General features: G+C 65.7%; 14 protein-coding genes and 1 pseudogene. 9 read left to right on the top strand and 6 right to left on the bottom strand.

All coding sequences use genetic code 11. From position 1 onward, the window contains the following. The first annotated feature begins 443 nt into the window (after positions 1-443). Together B2K11_RS04095 and B2K11_RS04100 are read left to right on the top strand one after the other, a co-directional pair. Positions 444-1553: a hypothetical protein gene (locus B2K11_RS04095; protein WP_163617007.1), complete on the top strand. Its 1110-nt coding sequence runs from the start codon at positions 444-446 to the stop codon at positions 1551-1553. Between the two features lie 358 nt (positions 1554-1911). Further along, positions 1912-2675, top strand: a pseudogene (locus B2K11_RS04100) (hypothetical protein). Positions 2676-3166: 491 nt separating this feature from the next. Here the strand turns inward: B2K11_RS04100 and B2K11_RS20810 are convergent. The 6 genes from B2K11_RS20810 to B2K11_RS04135 form a co-directional block, all read right to left on the bottom strand. Further along, on the bottom strand, positions 3167-3865 hold the full coding sequence (locus B2K11_RS20810; RefSeq protein WP_345770752.1) for a glycosyltransferase family 4 protein: 699 nt from the start codon (positions 3863-3865) through the stop codon (positions 3167-3169). Between the two features lie 522 nt (positions 3866-4387). Further along, entirely contained in the window at positions 4388-5383 is a 996-nt protein-coding gene (locus tag B2K11_RS04110) for a glycosyltransferase (protein ID WP_163617009.1), read from the bottom strand. 900 nt (positions 5384-6283) lie between these two features. Beyond that, positions 6284-7810: a lipopolysaccharide biosynthesis protein gene (locus B2K11_RS04120; protein WP_163617011.1), complete on the bottom strand. Its 1527-nt coding sequence runs from the start codon at positions 7808-7810 to the stop codon at positions 6284-6286. A gap of 24 nt (positions 7811-7834) precedes the next feature. After that, positions 7835-9007: a glycoside hydrolase family 99-like domain-containing protein gene (locus B2K11_RS04125; RefSeq protein ID WP_163617012.1), complete on the bottom strand. Its 1173-nt coding sequence runs from the start codon at positions 9005-9007 to the stop codon at positions 7835-7837. After that, complete coding sequence (locus tag B2K11_RS04130) at positions 9004-9852, bottom strand: glycosyltransferase family 2 protein (RefSeq protein WP_163617013.1); 849 nt, start codon at positions 9850-9852, stop codon at positions 9004-9006. Before B2K11_RS04130 ends, B2K11_RS04125 begins: the two co-directional genes overlap by 4 nt. Before the next feature lie 478 nt (positions 9853-10330). After that, positions 10331-11707 carry a sugar transferase gene (locus B2K11_RS04135; protein ID WP_239525705.1) on the bottom strand — a complete coding sequence of 459 codons (1377 nt, stop codon included), beginning with the start codon at positions 11705-11707 and terminating at the stop codon, positions 10331-10333. Positions 11708-12258: 551 nt separating this feature from the next. On the opposite strand from B2K11_RS04135, the gene B2K11_RS20430 reads away from it, so the two are divergent. From B2K11_RS20430 to B2K11_RS04170, 7 genes are all read left to right on the top strand, one after another. After that, positions 12259-14112 (top strand): hypothetical protein, encoded by a 1854-nt coding sequence (locus B2K11_RS20430; protein WP_204260002.1) that lies wholly within the window; start codon positions 12259-12261, stop codon positions 14110-14112. Positions 14113-14355: 243 nt separating this feature from the next. Next, on the top strand, positions 14356-14802 hold the full coding sequence (gene rplM / locus B2K11_RS04145) for a 50S ribosomal protein L13 (protein ID WP_163617015.1): 447 nt from the start codon (positions 14356-14358) through the stop codon (positions 14800-14802). Between the two features lie 25 nt (positions 14803-14827). Next, complete coding sequence (gene rpsI / locus B2K11_RS04150) at positions 14828-15304, top strand: 30S ribosomal protein S9 (RefSeq protein WP_163617016.1); 477 nt, start codon at positions 14828-14830, stop codon at positions 15302-15304. A gap of 16 nt (positions 15305-15320) precedes the next feature. Continuing rightward, positions 15321-16679: a phosphoglucosamine mutase gene (gene glmM, locus B2K11_RS04155; RefSeq protein ID WP_163617017.1), complete on the top strand. Its 1359-nt coding sequence runs from the start codon at positions 15321-15323 to the stop codon at positions 16677-16679. Positions 16680-16918: 239 nt separating this feature from the next. Beyond that, the gene (locus B2K11_RS04160) at positions 16919-18688 is read left to right on the top strand and encodes a hypothetical protein (protein WP_163617018.1); all 1770 of its coding nucleotides are present in this window, start codon (positions 16919-16921) and stop codon (positions 18686-18688) included. A 99-nt stretch (positions 18689-18787) separates the two neighbouring features. Further along, positions 18788-19627 (top strand): universal stress protein, encoded by an 840-nt coding sequence (locus B2K11_RS04165; protein WP_163617019.1) that lies wholly within the window; start codon positions 18788-18790, stop codon positions 19625-19627. A gap of 112 nt (positions 19628-19739) precedes the next feature. Beyond that, entirely contained in the window at positions 19740-20786 is a 1047-nt protein-coding gene (locus B2K11_RS04170; protein ID WP_163617020.1) for a LacI family DNA-binding transcriptional regulator, read from the top strand. Positions 20787-20824 lie beyond the last annotated feature (38 nt).

Here is a 20824-nt window from a genome sequence, read left to right on the forward strand (position 1 = left end):
GGCCTCGCCCGCGACCGGTCGTGCGCCTTCGGCGGAGTGACTCGCGAGGGCGGTTTCCGTGCTGTAACGAGACGGCGCGGCGAAGTAAGCTCGTGATGTCGAGTACTGACTCGCACGCGCCGTCACTCGGCAGGCCCCGCGTTCGTCAGGAATCAGCGGTTACGATAGCGGCGTGACGTCGGTGCTGGGTGGAGGTGCGGTACGCGCCCGGCCGCGACCAATCGGAGGGAGCTGGGGGCTCGGGCTCAATGCGTACACCGCCCGGGACTGGGTGGCGCAAAGCGGCCCAGTGTCTGCTAATCCGAGTTTAGCGACGTTAGTGGAGTTAATTTGATATGGCCCGCCCGGATCGCGGAGCCCACACTGTGAGGTCGGAGCGCACGATTACACGAGCAGGCGCCGTGCCACTCATTCGAGACGGACCTCACCTTGGTGAGCGAGGAATGACGGCATGGGTCAACGTCGCGTTGCTTGCGATCGCAGTCAACGCCGTATTGATCCAAACGATCGTGCCAGAGGATTCCCCGCTGAGGAACGTTGTTCGGGTAGGTGTCCTGGCGATCACCGTCGCCGCGCTCTATCTCCGGCGCGCCATAGTTCCGGTCTGGATGGTGATTCTGGCGCTGCTTAGCTTTTCGCTGCTTCTCATAGCAGGCAATACAGACCAGCTCTCGATCGTCTTTGTTCTCCTCTTGATCCCTGCACTGTGGTCTATCCCAGAACTGGCGCTCGGAAAAGCCGCCGTGCGCGCCGCCCTGCTCTCCTTTATTTTGGTTTTTGTGTTTCTCGCTACTGGAGTTACGCAGAATGAAGTCCTCGTGTCCTCCACGGCGCTTGTAATGGATCGCGAGAGGTGGACTTTCGGAACGGACGGTGTACCGTTCTTCATGAATATCGCCTACAGTGCCGCCGCAGTGCTCATCTACTTCGCGTTTCGTTGGAACACGCGCTCCCGCTGGGTGGTCGCTGCGGGAGCGCTGGCCGCGATGTTCTATTACTACACGCAGACCAACGGGCGAGGGGGCCTGGTTGCGCTGCTCATATTCTGCGGGCTCGCCATTGTCATGCCTCTCGCGATCCGATCGAAGATCGTACGGGTTTTGCTCGCCATTCAACCGGCAATCTACCTGGCAATTTCCCTTTGGATTGCATCACAGCGATACGTCCTTTCGCTTAATGAGACGTTGAGTTATCGGCCCAGCCTCTACGGAGCTTTCCTTGAGTCGGTCCAGCCCCTCGATCTGCTATGGAGCGAGACGGTGAAACAGACGAGTACGGTTTCTACCGTTGACAATTCTTATCTCCACCTACTTGTTGGGGGCGGAATTGTCATATTTGTCGCGTTCAGCGTGATCTTCGCCGCATCCATGATGAATATGTCGAGTCGTGGGATGACGCTCGAGTTAGCATTCGTTACGGCATCGATGGCTTATGCCGTTTCAGAGAGCATCCTTCTTCGCGTCGAAAACATTTTCATCGTCTACACCTGGTACCTGATTCTCCGATATGCGATGAAGCAGCCGTGCGGTTCGACGGATCGAGTTCCAGCCTGATCGGACCAGGCGCGCAACGCCCATGGTCCGAAGAAGTCACCTGCTGCGCTCGGGCTCGTCGGTGAGCGACGGGGAGGCTTCAGATGGCGGGCACGTGTGGTGGTGGAATAGCCAGCGCCTCCCCGGTGACTCCGACTGCGTACCCCAGTCCAGATCGAGAACCGTACGCCGAGCCAGCATCCGTCCACCCGACGCTGCCGTACAGGCAACCCGCCGGGAGGTGGAGTCAGCCATGCAGCAGACCCGCTCGATTCGCTACAAGAAGTGCTACACCCCAACGATGAGAGTCGAGTCCCGTGGTGTGAACCGTCCCCGGATTGATGCCGTTGCTTTCGAGTCTGGAAGGAAGATGTTGATCATGCCGAAGAGGATTCCGGAGGAGACCAAGCAGCGTGCGATCCGGCTCGTGCTCGATCACCTCGATGACTACCCGAATTTGACGACCGCGTGCGAGTCGGTCGCGAAAGCGGCTGGGTTCGTGGCGGAATCGCTGCGCCGCGGGGTGCGGCAGGCTCAGGTTGACGCCGGCGACTGTGCGGGGGTGTCTTCGAGTGAGTCGGAGCGGATCCGGCGGCTGGAGCGGGAGAACCGGGAGTTGCGTGAGACGAACGCGATCCAGCGGGACGCGGCGCTTTTCTTCGCCGGGGAACTCGACCCCCGACGCCGCTGATCCTCGCGTTCATCGAGGAGCAGCGCGCCAACGGCCGCTCGGTCGGGTCGATCTGCCAGGTCCTGCGTGAGCAGGGCGTGCGGGTCGCGAGCGGACCTATCGGGGCGTGGAAGCGAGCCCAACTCAGCGACGGTGCTCTGCAGGACGCGGCGTGATCGATGCGATCCTTGCCGCTCGTGTCGATCGGGTCGATCGGTGACGCATACGACAACGCCCTCGCGGAGTCAACGATCGTGCTGTTCAAGAACGAAGTGATCAGAGACGGATCCCCCTTCCGATCAGGGCCGCTACGGACCATCGACGACGTCGAATGGGTCACCGCGGGATGGGTCAACTGGTACAGCGTGCGCCGGCTGTGCTCCGCCCTCGGCGACGTCCCGGCCGACGAGTACGAGGCCGCGTACTACGCTGACCACGAAACACCAGCCCACCCGGTGCTGGAACCCGCATAGGAGCGGCACAGAACCGGGGACGGTTCAGAACTCGCTCGGGTACGGCTTGGGCACAGCAACATCCTTCCGGGCCCCCGGTGGGCAAGCCAGAACATGTCACCTACTAGTGCAGTAGTCCCGAACCCTATCTGGGAGGAAGCTCTTCCGCGTCGGCGCACTCAACCAGCTCACGGTGTTCCGCGCTCGTAAGGTCTCGTGATAACCACTGCCAACCTCGTCCTGCGCCATCCACCGGCGCAGACACGACTCACTGACTCCGAGACTCCGGGCCGCGGCCGCGACTGGCCCAGCCTGCGCGACCAGGTCCAAGCCTTCCGCCGCAACTCCGGCGACTATGGTGCGGGCATCCCCACTGACTCCCGTCCGAGACGATCAGCGCCTCAGATCAGGTGTCGGAGAAAGCGGTACAGGCTCCAATCAAACCCGCGGTGTGAAGGGGCGCCAGTTTGTCTCGAGGGCCGCAAATGACCAACCGGTGACCGTGGTATCAACTACCGGTGATAACCGGAATAGATTTTGGAGATATCAGCCTGGAAGTTCCGATCGCTGTACATCTTGCCCGCCCACGCCTTTGCTTCGGTCGCGACTCGCGCGGCGTCATCTGGCCTGCCTAGCGCGGATATAATTCCGTGCGCGAACGACTCAGCATCGTCGGCAATCGCCCAAAGCAGCGGCGAGTCAGGGTCCAGTATTCCTTCGATCCCGATCCGTGTGCTGACCACCGGACGGCCCGCCAGAAGAGCGTGAATTGTCTTGAACTTCACCCCGGCGCCTTGATGTAGCGGGACAACTATCACGCTCGCGCGTCGGTATTCACCATCTAGGCTGTCCAGATAACCGGTGATTTCGACCGAAGAGTCCGCCTCGCCTCGCTTCTGCAACCGAACATCTGGCGACGACCCTGCCAACACCACCCTCGCATCAGGAAAGACCTGCCGAACGAGCGGCCAGACATTGTCCAACAACCAGTGCGCTGCGTGTGCGTTCTCGGTCCGGTCGAACGCGCCGACGAACAATATTCGGGCTGGCTGATTCACCGATGGGGGCTCGATAGGGATTTGAAAATCGAGCGGGGGATTGACCCAATTCACTACTCTTGGTGCGTATAAAGTTTGCATGAGGTCGGCATCTTTTTGACTCAGGGTGAGCACGCCATTCGCGGCCCCTATCAAGCGGCGCTCATCTCGCATCGAGGTCCAATACTTGACTTGGCGAAGAGCTCGCACTGGGGAGTAAGGCGGCGCCGTATCCCGAGACCGAGCTTCTCGCTGGGATATGACATCGTGGGCAACAATGACGTGTGGCTTGGCGTATAGCACAGAGTCGTGGCTAGCCGAGAACCTAATCCAAGCGCTTTCCGTCCATTGAAACTCGAGCAAGTCGGCGTCTTCAATGGCTGCCTTCGCCTCTGGCGATCGCATAATCGCGGATGCGTGGGGCGCGAGGCGCCGCAATGCGAAGAGGCGCTCACGAACGGTGCGCTTGGCGTCGGTTAGCAGACGATCAACGTGGTAGAGCGCCACCCGAACACCCGGTTGGCATCGTTCTGCGGCGAGGATGTTCTCGCTACTGGCAGGTGCCACGATGGTTAGATCGTGGCCGCTCGCCTCAAGCGCTTGGATGTGCCTGCGGAGGTATTCGCCCCCTGCATGGGGAATACCTTCATAGGGCACAAAGGGTGTAATGCTTGTGATTCTCAATGTGATGCCCCCTTACGAAGTCGTGTCTTCCTCGATGTCTTGGCGTCGCCAGGCAAGCGAGCCCGCGAGCAGACCAGTCGCACGCAAAGGGGAAACCTCTCCAGCCAGGCATAAGCCAGCAGCCAGCCACAGGAGCCGCCAACTGATTCTCCCATCAGCTATTGGGATGACCGCGGCTAACCGATCACGGTCAGCGTTCGAAGCCAGGATCCTTCTCGCCATGCGCACTCGCCAATTCCACCGGTGTACCGCCAGATAGCGAAGGATTGGTTCGTCGTTCGTAGCGCGGTTTCGTAGCCGCATTAGCCGACCGAGCACGCGCAGATCCTGTTCTTCTCCCAGGACGTTGCTGTCATGCTGCACGTAGTCCTGCACGATGTCAGCAAGAAATGTCACGCGGCCTGCAGATGACGCGACAACCCCCAGCCAATGGTCATGATAGGCGGCGTGCGTTGGGGCTGGAAAGGGCAGGGCGGTTGCCAGAACGCTGGTCCGGAACATCGCCAAACTACCCGTGACCTGGTTATCAAACATGAGACCGGCGAGCGAGACGTCGCGGCGATTGCTGAATCCCAACGTGCCGCCCTCGGAATCAACGATTCGGGCTTGTCCTGAAGCCGCCATCGTGGTTTCAACTCCGAGTTCCGCAACGAGAAGCGAAAGCTTGTCCGGATACCAGTAATCGTCTTGATCGGCGAGCGCGAACCACTCGACGCGGGGGTCGATTTGGCGGATGATACGTTCGAAGTTGCGATAGAAGCCAACGTTGTTTTCATACTCGTGGACAACGAAGCGGTCGTCGTCCCCGATAATTTCGTGAATAAGCCGCGCGGCGCCCGCATTCGATCCGTCGATGCCAACGTGGCATCGCCAGTCGCGGTGTGATTGTTCGCGAATGGACTCGAGTTGCCTTCGAAGCAGCACCGCATTCGGCCTGAACACAGCGAGGCAGATGGCACCACTGCTGGTTGCACCGAGTTTGCCGTCGGCAGAGGAGGCCTCACTCATCGGGAACCTCGGGAACTGCGCCAGGCTCCCATGCCCGAGCCGCCGAAACTAGCGACTCTGCCAAGTGCAGCGCTGTTTCCCTAAGTGCGGGTGCCTCCGGCTCCAGCCGGTGCCACGCCCTGCGCTGAGCGACCGGATCGAGCAGATCGGATGCTCTGGCCGCTTGGTGAGCAGTCCCCATCGCGCTGAGATAGTCGGCGTATTTGAACTCCGGTTCTTGCTCGGACGCCTGCACCAATTGAGCTGGGACACCGAGGGCATGCGCGAGGATGAAGCCATGAAGACTTGAAGTGATGAGAAACTCACACCGAGCAATCGCCTTGGCTAACACGAGTGGGGCCATCGAAGGCTCCAGTACGTGCGATCCGGAAGCCGCGTACGCAGATATTAGCCGCCTGCCTTCGCCAGTGTTCCAGGTTCTGAAATGCGGCAGGAGCCCGACTCCGCGCCGGGAACTGATCGGTCGAGGGTCGACCATCTGAGAAATGATCAGCCCTGGGTCCCCCAGCGGGACCGTTGACGGAAGATTCAGTTGCTCTCTGGTGAGTGACCCTCTCACCGCGAGAAAGTTCGCGAATCCATTCTGACCGGGGACCTCTTCTTTAGTGATTGGTCCGCGTAGGCCGGTTCCCCAAACAGAGGCTCCTGAACGACCGGAGATTGCAAGCTCAAGAATCGACCCGATGCCGACGATATCCGCATTGCGAGCGCGCGACCACCTTACCGGACGATCTGTCGCATAGGAAAGAACGACTCGGGAGAGCTCATCCCCAAAATTCATGAATGGACGCGCGGTACGAGTTCCGAGCCTCCACCAAGCCTGTGCGCAATCTCTGGCTTCGATCCGGAGAAGTTTGGGCGAATGAATCGGCGACCACCAGAACAGACCTATAGGTGACACTAGACCTCATCCTCAAAGCGTGGGAGCTGGGCCCCGCGCGATCTAACAATACGAAGGACATGAGCTACATCGCCTCTGAAGGCGGGCACGATCAGAATTACCGCGAATAGGGCCGTATAGAGCGCCAGCCCGATCGCAAGCCATACAACTGCAAGCATCGAAGACAGCCAGAATGTGCCTGCTAGGCTCACTGCGCCGGCGACAACCAGATTCGCTACTATTGGCCGCCACATTGCAGATAGCATTACTTTGACGGCGACGCCTGTGTGCCGCAGTGCGAAGACAGTGAGTATGAGCCAGTTAATTGCCTGCCCAGCTACGACGCCGCCTGCAACGCCCAGCACACCGAGCGGCACACAGGCGACTATTAGCGCGATCTGGATCGAGCGCCCGATTACGCTATATCTCAACTGCATTGCAGTCAGCCCTCGAGATAAGAATAGCCAAAAGTACAGGTATCCAATAGCCTGAAACAAGCCGCCGATGCATAGGATCTGAAGAATGGGTACAGAAGGCGACCAGTCATGCCCCAGAGCGATCTCGACGACTGGGGTTGCTAGCGCGATTATCAGAAACAAAAGTGTGCCAAAGCCGTAGCTGAGAATGAGAGCAATTGAGCGAGCGGTGCGAGCTAATCGTTGGTCATCGGCGTCGACTTTCGACAAAATTGGGACGGCGATGTTCGTTAATGGGGAAAGGAGTTGCGTCATCGGAAGCTGAAGAAGTTGGAATGCTCGATCGTAATAACCCAGTGAGCTCGGGCCGATGAACCGGCCGATGAGGATCTTATCCACTGTCCCGGCGGCATACGAGAGAATCTGAGCGGCTGAAGTGTGAGCGCCAAAGCCCGCCATGGCACGTATGCTCCCACGGCGATTTGGCCACCCCGGTAGCCAGCGCCCTACGATCGTTAGACCGATCGCAGCGACAATCGCTTGTGCGATCTGCGCACCCACCAGTGCCCAATATTCAGCGCCCACGAGCGCCAGTACGATCCCGCCAGTGAGCGCTCCGATTTGCGCGCCGAAGTCCACAAGCGCTATCTGCCCAAATCGCATTTGGCGTATTGCGTTCACTCGCATCTGAGCGGAGAACCCGTTGATAAGAAACACAAAGGCGAGCCCCTGCGTCACCGCAACGACGAGGGGTTCGTTATAGAACGCCGCGAGCGGGTAGGCGCCAAGCCAATATACGGCGAACAGCCCGCAACCGAGCGACAGATTGATCCAAAACAGATTCGAGTGAACTGCGCGCCCCAGTTCGCGAGCTTGGACAGCGGCGAGCGATAGGCCGAAGTCCCCGATGACCAATGCGACTCCGGTGAAGGCGCTTACCATTGCAAAAAGGCCGAAGTCATCCGCTTCGAGCAAACGAGCGAGGATCACGGTCGTCGCTATCTGAAGTACCACTCTTCCGAGCTGTGCGGTTAGCGTGTGGGACGCACCGCGGACCGCATGCCGGCCGAGCGAGGCTTCATCGGGATTACTCGACATCAGCTGGCGTCCCTCTGCTTCCGCGGTCGCCAAGACCCCCGGTCTTGTCCACCAACGTCATCGTGCCCAGTTCTGGACACGTCGCTTGGCTGCCAGTCCGCTTGCCGCGGCGGTAAGGGCGAGACTGCGCAAGTGGGGAACGGACCATAGGGCTGCCCGCGAGACCCCTCTGCGATTGGACATGATCAACTCCGGGCTCCCCTCTATCCTTGTCGCTTTAAGATATTCGTCGCCATTCGACCGGTCGGGTTCAAGGTAGGCGCCTTCCGCCCACTCATTCCAAGCGTTAATGAAGACGAGGCCGCGCTCGGCCCGAGCGGCTTGCTCACTCGCTCGCGCTCGCGCTAGCCACTCGCGGTAGAGCCCGGGAGTGGAACCGACATAGATGGTGGCGGCTGTGCCCCGACGAGCTGTGTTGTCCCATCCCGGCGCGACTCCTGCGTATCGGACGAAGGGAACTGGCTTGCGCGACAAGAATCTTCGAGAAAGACGCTCGTAGGACATGAGGCGGCCACGAAAGTCTCGACGAATGCCGGGCAGTGGAGCGATGTGTGCAGACGCGAGCGTGTTCGCCCCCACAGGGGGGAACTCCGCCACGGCATCGAATCCCACCGATTGTGGGCGAAGTCCCGGGGATGTTTCGGACGCCACAAGGTGAATCCCCTGGAAGCCAGCGTCACGAACGCGCTGTCTGAGTGCTCTGGTGAACTCGATGGGATCGGGAATCAGTTCCGCACGATGCACGAGAAGAATGGGCTCACCGCCCTGGCACATGTAGTGCGGCGCTCGGAAATGCGGAAGGAGGTCGGCAACGAGACCATCGATGAATCCCGGGGCATAGTCCTGAGGCATCAGAACGTCGCGCTCCTTACCGTCCCAGCGCCGGGTCCAACTCTCATTCGCCCAACTAATGCAGTAGGGCAACAGCGAGCCGTCGTCGCGCCATCCGTTTAACGGGCGCTCGAGCAGCCGATGTCCGTTGAACCAATACATGTAGAGACAGAACCCGTCCACACCGTTGTCGCGAGCGAGCTCGGCCTGCGCACGGAGGTAGTCGTGATTGCTGAGATCGTATTCACCAAGGGCGCCTGCTTGCCGTGGGTGATCGTGGCCATCGAACTGCGGCTGGGCTCTCCTTACATTGGTCCATTCGGTAAAGCCTTCCCCCCACCACTGGTCGTTCTCCGGGATCTGGTGGAACTGGGGCAAATAGAACGCGATGGTCCTCATGTAACGACTCTCTCCGCCTTGTCCAACGAACGCCAAAGCAGGCTGGTCATCTCGCCATAGTCGGCGGCGCGGACTCTCGCAAGAGCGCGCGGGCTATTGAGCGTCCCCCACCTGAATGCGGGGTGATCGCCGTAGAACTTCCGCATCGAGAAAAGCTCCGCTCGCCACGCTGGCGCACTTAGCCTGGTAGTCGCTCGCTGCCAGTCGTGTGTCCACTGAACGTCGGGCGTTACCGAGACAGGAATGCCTTGTCGCCAAGCTCTCAGGCCGAGATCGTGGTCCTCGTAGTACAGGAAATACTCGTCGTCCCACCCGCCCAGGGCGCGAATGGTTTCAGTCTTGGCCCCGACCGCAGCACCCATTACCCAGGCACAGTACGTCTGATGCGTGAAGCCTGCGCGTGCGTACTGGAGTCCTGTCGCAGAGTTGGGGGATAACCTGTTGCGTACCTTCGAGGAGAAGAACGGGAGACCGCGCGCATTCGCTTGAAACGTACCGTCCGCGTTGCGAAGCTGCGGGGCTACAACGCCGGCGGACCGTTCAATCGCGCGTGCAAAATCCTCCTGCCAGCCATGGCCCGGGACCGCCACATCGGGGTTGGCGAAGGCTACGAACTTGGAGTCGACGCTGCGGAGACCGATGTTGTTCGCGGCCGAGAAGCCTACATTCCCACCAGATTTGATCACCTCGTCAGCGAATTGCATCGCGATCTGAAGCGTGTCGTCGGTGGATCCATTGTCTACGACCACCCACCGGAAGTCGCGTTCAGCACGTGAACCGGTCCAGTGCCGAAGAAGATGTTTACTGCTGTTGTAGGTGACCGTAACCACAGTCCAGTCGGTCATGCCGTCTCCGTATTTCGTGTCGTAAACCTGGCCGTCGTCGCATGGTCTCGTTGACCGCATCGATTGCCCTTAGCGTCTTCGCGAGGATCTGGAGGCCTCCGATGAGAGGCCGGTTCTCGACCCAGTAGGAGTCAGTTGGACCGCGAGCGACGCTGCCTTCCTGGCGCGGCCCCTGCCGGGCTCCTACCCCGAGCTCCCCGGCCGCCCTGAAGAGGGCGCGCTTCATAGCGGGTGAACCTGGCGGAGAAGATTCCTGCGACATCGATGTCGCGTCGATCTGAGGGGTCGACGTCACAGTTTTCCTTGGAGATGGTCGGGAGGTACGGTACCAGCCCAACGCTGCGGGTGTGAATCGGGGAAGTATTCGGGGACCCGGGGCGGAATGGAATCAGCTTTGGACCCGTTGGTAATCACGTTCGATGGGAGAATCAGCTGGCACGGCCAGACCAAGTTGATCGTCTTCCGGCACGCCTGCCCTCTAATAGGCTCCATCCTTTGCAGTAACCGCGCGCAGCGTGCGCCAGAGGATGACCAAGTCGCCCGTGAGAGACCAGTTCTCCACGTAGTAGAGATCAAGCCTTATGGCGTCATCCCAGTCGAGGTCCGAGCGCCCACTGACCTGCCAGAGTCCGCTGATTCCCGGTCGCATGAAGAGGCGGCGGTGTGCGCCGTCCTCGTAGAGTGCCACCTCTGCAGCAACCTGCGGGCGTGGTCCTACCAGGCTCATCGAGCCAGCGAGGACGTTGAAGAACTGCGGGAGTTCGTCCAGGGAGTGGCGGCGGATGAATTTACCGACGGGGGTGATCCGAGGATCGTTCGCCACCTTGAACAGCGGACGGTCGGAGGTCCCCTGTGCATCCAGCAGACCCTTCAACTGGTCATCGGCGCCGATGATCATCGAGCGGAACTTCCACATCTTGAACGGCACGCGGTGGCGGCCGATGCGTTCCTGCCCGTAGAACAGGGGACCGCGACTCGTGGACTTCACCGCGATCGCGACGGCGACCATGATCGGCGACGCAAGCAAAATGAGGACGAGCGCGCCGAACACATCGAAAGCGCGCTTGAGGAAGCGGTCGATGCCGGTGAGCTCGGGGTAGTCGACGTGGATGAGGGGGAGGCCAGCGACGGGGGTCGAATGGATGCGGGGGCCCGCGACGTCGGTGAGAGCCGGTGCCACGATCAGGCTGGCCTTACGCTCCTCAAGGCCCCACCCGAGCTCGCGCAGCTGCCGAGGAGTGAGCGTGTGATTTCCGGTGATGATTACGGTGTCGGCGCGCGCGCGGTCTACGTGACTGAGAAGGTGGTCCCAGCCGCCTATCACGGGGATATCGGCGGTCAGGCCGTGGGAGGTAGTGCCGCGCTCGGTGATCGCACCGACGATCTCGAGGCCGCAGCCGGGGTCACGCTGGATCTGCTCCGCAACATGGAGCGAGCTCGTGCGATCACCCACGAGCAGGGCATGGCTCAGGAGTCGTCCGCGCCGGCGACGCCCGATGAGCCATTTGCGCCACAGCCAACGGCTGAGGATGAGAAGCACCCAGCCCGCGGGAAGGGCAACGAGCAGGTAGGAGCGGCCGATCGGCGCCTGCAAAGCGAAGGCGAGAATCGCGAACACGCCGAAGAAGGCAAAGGTTGCGTTGGTGACCCGCTTGTACTCCAGGGTTCCGGTGCCGATGACCTTGTAGTCGCGGGTACCAAACAGGCGAAGGGACAGCGCCCACCCGAGCACCATCACGATCGACACGACCGAGTAAGCGACGGCGACATCCTCGTCAGGGATGCCGGCGATCACGAGACGTGTGTCGGACCTGATCCGGATGAACTGCGCGCCGGACACGGTGATCGCGATCACGAGTGTGTCGGTAATCGAGAGAACCCTGGCGAAAAGGCGCTGCCAACGCCGAACGCGGGCGGCGGGCGAGAGGAGTTCGCGAAGGTCCGCCCTCTGCTGGACCTCGAGGGACGGCCGCTCAACGTGAGCAGGGAGCTCATCGATGGCCATGGCTCAGCGCTCCATGAATGCGCGGCGTGCGCGGACTGTCACCTGACGATCATCTCCCCGAAGGCTCCCAACTCTCGGCGGGGTGAGCGACAGAAATCGCCCTTCCTGGTGAGAACGCTTTACGATACCGCACCGGCGGGCGCTTTCCTGGGAGCGGGGCGAGTGCGCGGGCAGGGTCCGGTGGGGCGGCTGCCTGTGCGCAAGACCGCGTGGGCGCGGCTCCTCGGGTCGTGCCGATGGTGCCTGTATATCTCGCGTAACGGTGGCCGCGATAAACCGCCCGATATCCGTTGTCGTTGCCCTCGTACACGATGGGGCCGCTCACCGCAAGCGCTAGTGGGGTACCGCGTAGAGACAGTTACTCTAGCCCGCCCAGCCCTGACAAAGGAAGGCGCGCGACGTTGGTCCGCAAGCCGAAGAGCGGCAGCCCGAGCCGCGACGGCGGCATCCCCTCGGATGATGCCGACAGTAACGGGCGCGCGCTCGATGAGTTCTTCGGGGGGGCCTCCGCGAGCACAGGGCGGCCGACCGACACGGTCGAAGAGGCCGACGCCCACGAGCGCCTCGCAGCATTCTTCGGTCAAGCCGCACAACCTGATGCGCCGACATTGAGTGCTCGCACTGCCGAACCGGATCGCGAAGAGCCGGCCGCCGTGCTGCAGCCTCACTCGGCGGTCGTTACCGCGCCCGCGGTGCCGGCGCCCGGGCCGTCGGTTGATGCCGCGCACGTGGTGGCGACGCCTGACTCGTCGAGGGATGCCAGGCCCGCCGTGCCGAGCCCCGACTCGTCGATCGGGGTCGACCCAGTCGAGGATCCGGAAGCGGCGGTGCTGCCGGAGGATCTGCGAACTCCCCCGGAGGATGTCGACGCGTTGATTGCCCCGCACGGCGATGATGACCTCTTCCGCCTTGACCGCGACGGGGAACCGTTCCTTGACGGCGACGAGGATCCGTTCCTTCACGGCCCCGAGGATCCGTTCCTTGACGGCCACGAGCATCCCTTCCTTGACCGCGAGGAGGATCCCTTCCTTGACGGCGAGGAGGATCCCTTTCTTGACGGCGAGGAGGATCCGTTCCTTGACGCCGACATACAGGCCCTGTTCGGCGAGCTCGCCGAAGAGGACGACCCGGCGGAACCGCCGATCACTGGACCCACCGTCGCGGCTGCGGTCGTCGCACCCGTCGAGCCGACCTCCGCGCCGCGCACGAAACGTCAGAGCAAGCGAGCTGCGAAGTCGGCGGCCGCCACGCCGCAGCTCGAGGGCCACTTCGCGTCGACGCCCCACGGCCGGGGCGTCTGGAGGAGAGGGGCGTGGTGGGCCGTCGGAGTCGCGGTGGCCGTCGTCGGTCTTCTCCTCGCGGGCAGCGTCTACGTCGCGCAGATCACTCCCGCGCAGGAGGGAGAGCTGCGCGCGGCCGTTGTGGAGTTCCAGAACGCCGCCGACGCCGCGAAGGAGCCCGTTTCGGCGCTGGATGCTGCGTACGCCCAGTACGAGACGACGGCAGCCGCTGCCCGGGCTGCTGCCGACAGCGCGGGCCCGGCGCTCGCGGCTGTCGCCGGCATGGCCGATCAGCCGACGCTCGACGCAGCGACAGCGGCCCACGTGGCGCTCGTCGCGCTTCTCGACAACACGAAGCTGCCCGAGAGGCCCGCGGACTACACCCCGCCGGCCGTCGAGACGATCGACGACCCCACTGCTGCCGACGCCGCGGCGTCCGACGCGCGCGAGTATGCGGCCACCGTCGAAGACGTCACCGCGGAGGTCGTCGCCGCGACCGAGGGGGTGACCCAGAAGGCCACAGCGCTCGCCGAGGCGAAGCGCGCGCTCGGGGCGAGCCTGCCGGCGACGGCGGAGGCCATCAGTCTGGAGAATCCGCTCGCGCTGCGGTCGTTCCGCGACGCCGTCATCGCCGCGGCGGCCGCAGTCGTCGCCGCTCAAGCCGCGGGCGGCAGCGGCGATGGCGAGCTGCTCGCGTATGCCGCGGCCGTAACGGCCCTGCGCGCCGACCAGGTGCGTGCCGAGCAGGTCGGCACGTCGCGCCGTTCCACGGCCCCGAATCCCGCGCCCGCGCCCCAGCCGAGGACCGAGCCGGCGCCTGCCCCGGCGCCAGCACCCGCACCGGCCCCAGCCCCCGCACCGGCGCCCGACCCAGCGCCCGCCCCGGCACCGGACCCAGCGCCCGCGCCCGCACCGGACCCGGACCCAGCGCCGGCCCCACCACCCCCGCCGCCACCCACCGAGCCGACGCCTTAGCGGCGTGGCGCTGCTCGCATGGTGAGAACCCGCGGTATTGCGCGCGTTTGGCTGCGGCATCCGTCTGGCGTACTATGGATCTTTGGTGCCTGCTCAGCTGACCCGGCACCACGAACGTGAGCCCTCCACTGGCGTGTTCCCAGGCGTTTCGTCTCGCTTCGCTCGCTCAACGACCGAAGCAAGGAACCACCCCGGAGTGGGATTCACGAACCTCTCCGTTCGAATCAAGAAAGCAGCACTACTGTGACGCGCACTTACACCCCCAAGGCTGGCGAAGCCCAGCGCGAGTGGCTGGTCATCGACGCGACTGACGTCGTTCTCGGCCGTCTCGCCTCGCACGCCGCCGTCCTCCTCCGCGGCAAGCACAAGCCGACGTTCGCCCCGCACATCGACCAGGGCGACTTCGTCATCATCATCAACGCCGAGAAGGTCGCCCTGACGGGCCAGAAGCTCGAGCAGAAGAAGGCCTACCGCCACTCGGGCTACCCGGGCGGCCTCAAGTCGGTCACCTACTCGGAGCTCCTCGAGAAGAACCCCGTCCGCGCCGTGGAGAAGGCCGTCCGCGGCATGCTCCCGAAGAACTCGCTCGGCCGCGACCAGCTGGCGAAGCTCAAGGTGTACCGCGGTGCCGAGCACCCGCACGCCGCGCAGAAGCCCACCGCGTACGTTTTCGACCAGGTCGCCCAGTAAGCGCCGCAGAGACAAGGACACACTGATGGCGAACATCGAAGAAGAAACCACCAACTACTCGACCGAGACCCCGCTCGACGAGACCGTGACCCCCGTCGAGCGCCCCGTGCTCTCGGTGTCGGGTGCGGCCGTCGGCCGTCGCAAGCAGGCCATCGCCCGCGTGCGCGTCATCCCCGGCTCGGGCACCATCACCGTCAACGGCCGTGCGTTCGAGGACTACTTCCCGAACAAGCTGCACCAGCAGCTCATCACCGACCCGTTCACGGTGCTCAACCTCACCGACGCGTACGACGTCATCGTGCGCATCTCGGGCGGTGGCCCCTCGGGCCAGGCCGGCGCGCTGCGTCTCGGCATCGCCCGTGCGCTGAACGAGATCGACACCGAGAACAACCGCCCGACCCTCAAGAAGGCCGGCTTCCTCTCGCGCGACGCCCGCGTCATCGAGCGCAAGAAGGCCGGTCTCAAGAAGGCCCGCAAGGCTCCGCAGTACTCGAAGCGCTGATCGGCTTCACCTCCGTATGCCGATCTTTGGCACGGACGGGGTGAGGGGGCTGGCCAACGGCCCCCTCACCGCCGATCTCGCACTGTCCCTGGCCCAGGCGACCGCCGTCGTCCTGGGCCAGGGCCGTACTGCCGAGGCGCGTCGCGCCGCCGGCAAGCGCCTGAGCGCGGTCGTCGCGCGCGACCCCCGGGTGTCGGGCGAGTTCCTCTCGGCCGCCGTCGAGGCAGGGCTCGCATCCTCGGGCGTCGACGTCTACGACGCCGGCGTGCTGCCGACGCCCGCGGCGGCCTTCCTGATCGCCGACATCGATGCCGACTTCGGCGTCATGGTGTCGGCATCCCACAATCCCGCCGCCGACAACGGCATCAAGATCTTCGCGCGCGGCGGCGTCAAGCTGCCCGACATCGTGGAAGCACGCATCGAGCGCGCCATGGACGGACAGAAGCTGCTGCCGACCGGCGCCGCCGTCGGCCGCATCCGCCGGTTCGCCGACGCCGAAGACCGCTACGTCGTGCATCTGCTCGGCTCGCTGCCGAATCGCCTCGACGGCCTGCACGTCGTGCTGGACTGCGCGCACGGCGCGGCATCCGGAGTCTCTCCTGAGACCTTCCGCGACGCGGGTGCCCGGGTCACCGTCATCGGCGCCGACCCCGACGGCTTCAACATCAACGACGGCGTGGGCTCGACGCACCTCGACGTGCTGTCGAAGGCGGTCGTGGCGCACGGCGCCGACGTGGGCATCGCGCACGACGGTGACGCCGACCGCTGCCTCGCGGTCGATGCGAACGGCAAGATCGTCGACGGCGACCAGATCATGGCGATCCTCGCGGTGTCGATGAAGAGCCGCGGTCGCCTCGCCGACGACACGCTCGTCGCCACCGTGATGAGCAACCTCGGCCTGCACCGCGCCATGTCGGCCCACGGCATCCGCGTCGAGACCACCGCCGTCGGCGACCGCTACGTGCTCGAGCGCATGAACGAGGGCGGCTTCGCGCTCGGCGGCGAGCAGTCCGGCCACGTCATCATGAGCGAGTACGCGACCACCGGCGACGGTGTGCTCACCGGCCTGCACCTGGTCGCCGAGATGGCCCGCACGGGCAAGACTCTCGCCGAGCTCGCCTCGATCATGACCGTGTACCCGCAGGTGCTCGTGAACGTCCGCGGGGTCGACCGCACGCGTGCGGGCTCCGACGACGTGGTCCAGGATGCCGTCGCCCGCGCCACCGCCGAGCTCGGCCTCTCGGGGCGCGTGCTGCTGCGGCCGTCGGGCACGGAGGAGATGGTGCGCGTGATGGTCGAGGCGGGGTCCGAGGACGACGCCCGCCGCCACGCGGACGCGCTCGCCGAGGTCGTGCGGGAGCGACTGGCCCTGTAACCGAGGATTCGCGAAAGGGTAGATTTCCGCCGCCGGTCGGTGCGGAACTCTACCCTCTCGGGATTCGTCTTGTTTCCTGGGGCTGCGCGGCGCCGGCGCGGCGCCGGCGGTGGGCGGTCGACCCGACAGGGTGACCGTCCCGATCTGGTGACCCCACTGACCAGGGGAAAACCCCCATGCTGCACGCGCCGTCGCGGACGTACACTGGCGTCCTCTCAGCGATGAGGACGGAGGTGAGCATGGGACTTCGGGGGAAGACCAGCGCACCGCAGGGCGGTCCGTCGCGGCCACACGACGAGCACGACGACGACCTCGAGGCGGAACGCGAGCGCGAAGCGGCGCTCGCCCGACTGTTCGGCCCGCTCTGCATGGGGGAACGGCAGCAGCCGATTGCCGTCGCCGCTGCCAGCGCCCGCATCATGGCGCATCACGGTGCCGCCGCGGCGTCGGTTCCGGCGACCGCGCCGACCGTGGGCGCCCTGATAGCGGTCTCGCCAGCCCGTGTCACGGCTGTCGCGCCGGCTCCGGCGCCGGCGCCCGCCGTCGCGGTGTCGCCCGACGCGCAGATCGTCCGCCCGGTGAAGCCGGCTGTGGCCGTGGCGGCGTCCGAGGCGCCCAGCGCTCGCCCGGCGGAGCCGGCTCCGGCCGTGGCGGCATCGTCCGAGACGCCGATCGCTCGCCCGGCGACGTCGGCCCCGCCGCTTCCGCCCCCCATTGTCGCTGCGACCCTGCCGACAGGCGTCGCCGCGGCCATTGCCGTAACCGCCGAAACCGGCGGCGATTCCCTCGCCACTGGGGGACCCGCGGCGAGCGCGCCCGGATCAGGGGACAGTCCCCGCGCGCTCGCCGCGATGGGTCCAGAGGGCCGAGCGCCCGCCCCCGTCGACCATCAGGTCCTCCCTCCGCGCACGGCAGCGCTCGCGGTCGCACCACTCGTCGAGGCGCAGCGGCCGGCACCGCCGAACTCGGCCGGGACCGCGCCCCGGACCAGACGCCCCGCACGACGGAGTGCGGCCGCGCGCTGGGGGCTGGTGGCGGCATCCGTCATCGTCGTCGGAGCTCTCGCGACCGCCGGAACCGTCACCGTGCAGTCGGCCATGGCCCGCGACCGCCTCGCGGCCGCCGTCGCGGAGCTCGACGTGGCCGAAGCGGGCGTCGTCGCGGCGCAAGCCGACCTCGACGCGGCGATCGTCGAGGACGCCGCGCTCGGCGCTGCCGGCGACGCCGCTGTCGCCGCCACCGAACCCGTCCTCGCCCAGCTCGGAGGGATCAGCGACGACGCGGCGCTTCAGGAAGCGCAGGTGGCGTTCGACGAGCTGATCGCGGAGGGCGGCGTCTCGCCCGTCGCCGGCCCGGACGCATCGGCGCGGACGGGAGCCGACACGACGGATGTCGAGGCCGTCGCCGCTGCCACGGACGACGCCGATGGATTCCGCGCCGACCTCGTCGCTGCGGCGTCCGATGTTCGCGCCGGCTCCGCGGCGCTGCAGGGCCGGATCGATGCGCTGCACGCGGCGCTCCTCGCGCTCGGCGCGACGCTGCCGACCTCTGCGGATCGGATCGCCGCCGAGAACCCGCTGCCCGGGGCCGAGCTGCGAGCCGCTGTGCTCGGCGCAGCGGCGGCAGCCGCGGCGGCACGCGAGGACGCCGGCGCCCTCGCGGCGATGGGCTCGTACGCGGGCGCGGTGGCTGCGCTGCGCGGCGAGCAGGAGCGGCTCGCCGCCGAGCAGCAGCGACTGCGCGAGCTGGAGCAGCAACGCGCGGCGCAGCGGCAGCGGTCACAGCAGTCCACAGGCCAGACGTCGGCTCCAGCACCCGCGCCGGACCAGGGTTCTGCGCCGCAGACGCCGTCCGCCCCGTCGCCGCAGCCCGACCCACAGCCGCAGCCCGACCCACAGCCGGAGCCCGACCCGCAGCCGGAGCCGGAACCGGAACCGGAACCGGAACCCGGACCGGACCCCGGCCCGGGCAATGGCTGGCCCTGGGGGCCGTGGCCCGGGCAGGGCTGAGGCGGCGCACCCGGCCGCGCTCCCTCGACAGCGCGCAGACGGCGCTCCCGGCCGCGCTCCTCGTCACCACTACTCTGAGGGCATCCGAGAGGAGACATCGTGGTCGAACCCATCGTCGTCGGAGTCACAGACGCGCCCGCCGCGCTGCGGGCGGTGGAATGGGCGGTGAGACGCGCGTCGGCCCATCGCCTTCCCCTCAAGCTCATCGAGGTCGTGGGCGGCGCGGTCGGCGCGATCGGCGAGGACGAGGTCCTCGAGCGCGCGGTCGCGGAAGCGCGCGAACGCGTCGAGGCCACGGCATCCGCTCTCCCTCGGCTCGGTCTGAAGGTGTACATGAGGGTCGATCGCGGCAATCCGGTCGAGGTGTTGACGGATGCCTCGGCCCACGCGTCGCTGCTGGTGCTCGGGAGCGATCACCAGGGCGGATCCGGGGGACGCCGCGGCGCGCACGGGCAGCGGCTCGCCGCCGGGGCGCAGTGCCCGGTCGTGGTCGTGCCCGACGTGGACGTGTCGAAGCGCACCGGGGTGGTGGTGGGCGTCGACGGCTCACCCGCGTCGGAGAAGGCGATCGCGTTCGCGGCCGCGGAGGCGGATCGCCTGGGTGAGCCGCTGATTGCCGTTGCCGTGTGGACCCCGCTCGAGGCGCCGCGCAACATGGCGGCCGTCTACCCCGCGGAGTATCTCGAGAACATGGAGAAGCTCACCGCCGAGGCCCTCGGCCTGTCGCTCGCCGGGCTCAGCTCGCAGTACCCCGACCTCGAGATCCAGCGTCGTGTCGAGCGGGGGTATCCGTCGCAGATCATCAACGACCTCGCAGCCTCGGCGCGCCTCGCGGTGGTCGGGTCGCACGGACGCGGCGCGCTGGCACGCTTCCTGCTCGGTTCTGTCAGCCAGGACGTGCTCAGCCGGCTTGCGACCGTCACCGCCGTCGTGCGCTGAACCTCGGTGCCGCGCACTCGTCGCGAGCCTGGGGCTGCGCGAGCGCAACCCCAGGGTCGGGATCCGGGATACTGGATAGCGTTATCTGCACGCGCACGCCCCGGGGAGACGAATGTCGAAGAGCGCCAAGCCTGCCACCCTCGCGGACGTCGCACGACTGGCGGGAGTGTCGGTTCCCGCGGCGTCGCGGGCGCTGAACGGCGGCGTCCGCGGCAAGCAGAGCGGGTCGCCCGAACTGCGCAGCCGCGTGGAAGAGGCGGCTCGCGCCCTCGGCTACTCGGTGAGCCCGGCGGCGCAGGCGATCAAAGGCGGGCGCGCGCGCACGGTCGCGTTCATCGTCGGCGACATCGACGACTTCGGCTCGGCGACGATGATCGCCGGCATCATGCACGCGGCCGAGGAGCAGGGCGTCTCGGTGGCGGTGCGCACGACGCGTGACGACTCGGCGCGCGAGATCGACCTGCTGGCACAGCTGCGCGGAGAGCGTCACCTGGCCGTCGTCATGGCGACGAGCCGGACGACGGATGCTACGCGAGAGGCCGCCGTGAAGGACCAGTTGAAGGTGCTGAGCGACCACGGTGCGCGCATCGTCGTGATCGGCGACAACGACCTGGGATTCCCGACCGTGACCGTCGACAACCGTCACGCCGCGCGACTTCTCGCGGAAGGACTCGCGGATGCCGGCAAGCGGCGCTTCGCGATGGTCTCAGGTCCGGACATCGAGGTGACCGCCCTGGAACGCGTCGGGGGATTCGCCGAGGGGCTCGCAGCGCGCGGCATCGCGGTCGAGGAGCGCGACATCGTGCACACCGAGTTCTCGCGCGACGGGGGCTACCGCGCGGTCGAGCAGCTCCGCGACCGGCTCGGGGAGCTCGACGTGATCGCGGCGATGAGTGACGCGATGGCCGTCGGCGTGATCGCGCGACTGCGCGAGTTGGGCATCTCGACGCCGGCCGACATCGAGGTGACCGGGTTCGACCACGTGCCGATGCTCGGCGATGTGCTGCCGGGATTCAGCACGGTGGAGGTGCCGCTCGAGCACTTCGGCGGCGCGGCGCTCGCGCTGGCGCTCGCGCTCGACAACGGCGTCGACCCTGCCGAGACGATCGCGCTCAGCGCGACGCCCATCCTCCACGGCACGCCGCTCGTCCCTGCCTGAGCGGCATCCCGCCGTGGTCCTCGCGGGCCGGCGGGGCC

Origin of the sequence: Microbacterium sp. B35-30, assembly GCF_010634855.1 — a bacterium.
Classification (GTDB): domain Bacteria; phylum Actinomycetota; class Actinomycetes; order Actinomycetales; family Microbacteriaceae; genus Microbacterium.

Excerpts from the sequence above, each read along its gene's own strand:
- B2K11_RS04095 (WP_163617007.1), top strand. The coding sequence starts at position 444 with ATGACGGCATGGGTCAACGTCGCGTTGCTTGCGATCGCAGTCAACGCC.
- B2K11_RS20810 (WP_345770752.1), bottom strand. The coding sequence starts at position 3,865 with ATGCGAGATGAGCGCCGCTTGATAGGGGCCGCGAATGGCGTGCTCACC.
- B2K11_RS04110 (WP_163617009.1), bottom strand. The coding sequence starts at position 5,383 with ATGAGTGAGGCCTCCTCTGCCGACGGCAAACTCGGTGCAACCAGCAGT.
- B2K11_RS04125 (WP_163617012.1), bottom strand. The coding sequence starts at position 9,007 with ATGAGGACCATCGCGTTCTATTTGCCCCAGTTCCACCAGATCCCGGAG.
- B2K11_RS04130 (WP_163617013.1), bottom strand. The coding sequence starts at position 9,852 with ATGACCGACTGGACTGTGGTTACGGTCACCTACAACAGCAGTAAACAT.
- rpsI (WP_163617016.1), top strand. The coding sequence starts at position 14,828 with ATGGCGAACATCGAAGAAGAAACCACCAACTACTCGACCGAGACCCCG.
- glmM (WP_163617017.1), top strand. The coding sequence starts at position 15,321 with ATGCCGATCTTTGGCACGGACGGGGTGAGGGGGCTGGCCAACGGCCCC.
- B2K11_RS04160 (WP_163617018.1), top strand. The coding sequence starts at position 16,919 with ATGGGACTTCGGGGGAAGACCAGCGCACCGCAGGGCGGTCCGTCGCGG.
- B2K11_RS04170 (WP_163617020.1), top strand. The coding sequence starts at position 19,740 with ATGTCGAAGAGCGCCAAGCCTGCCACCCTCGCGGACGTCGCACGACTG.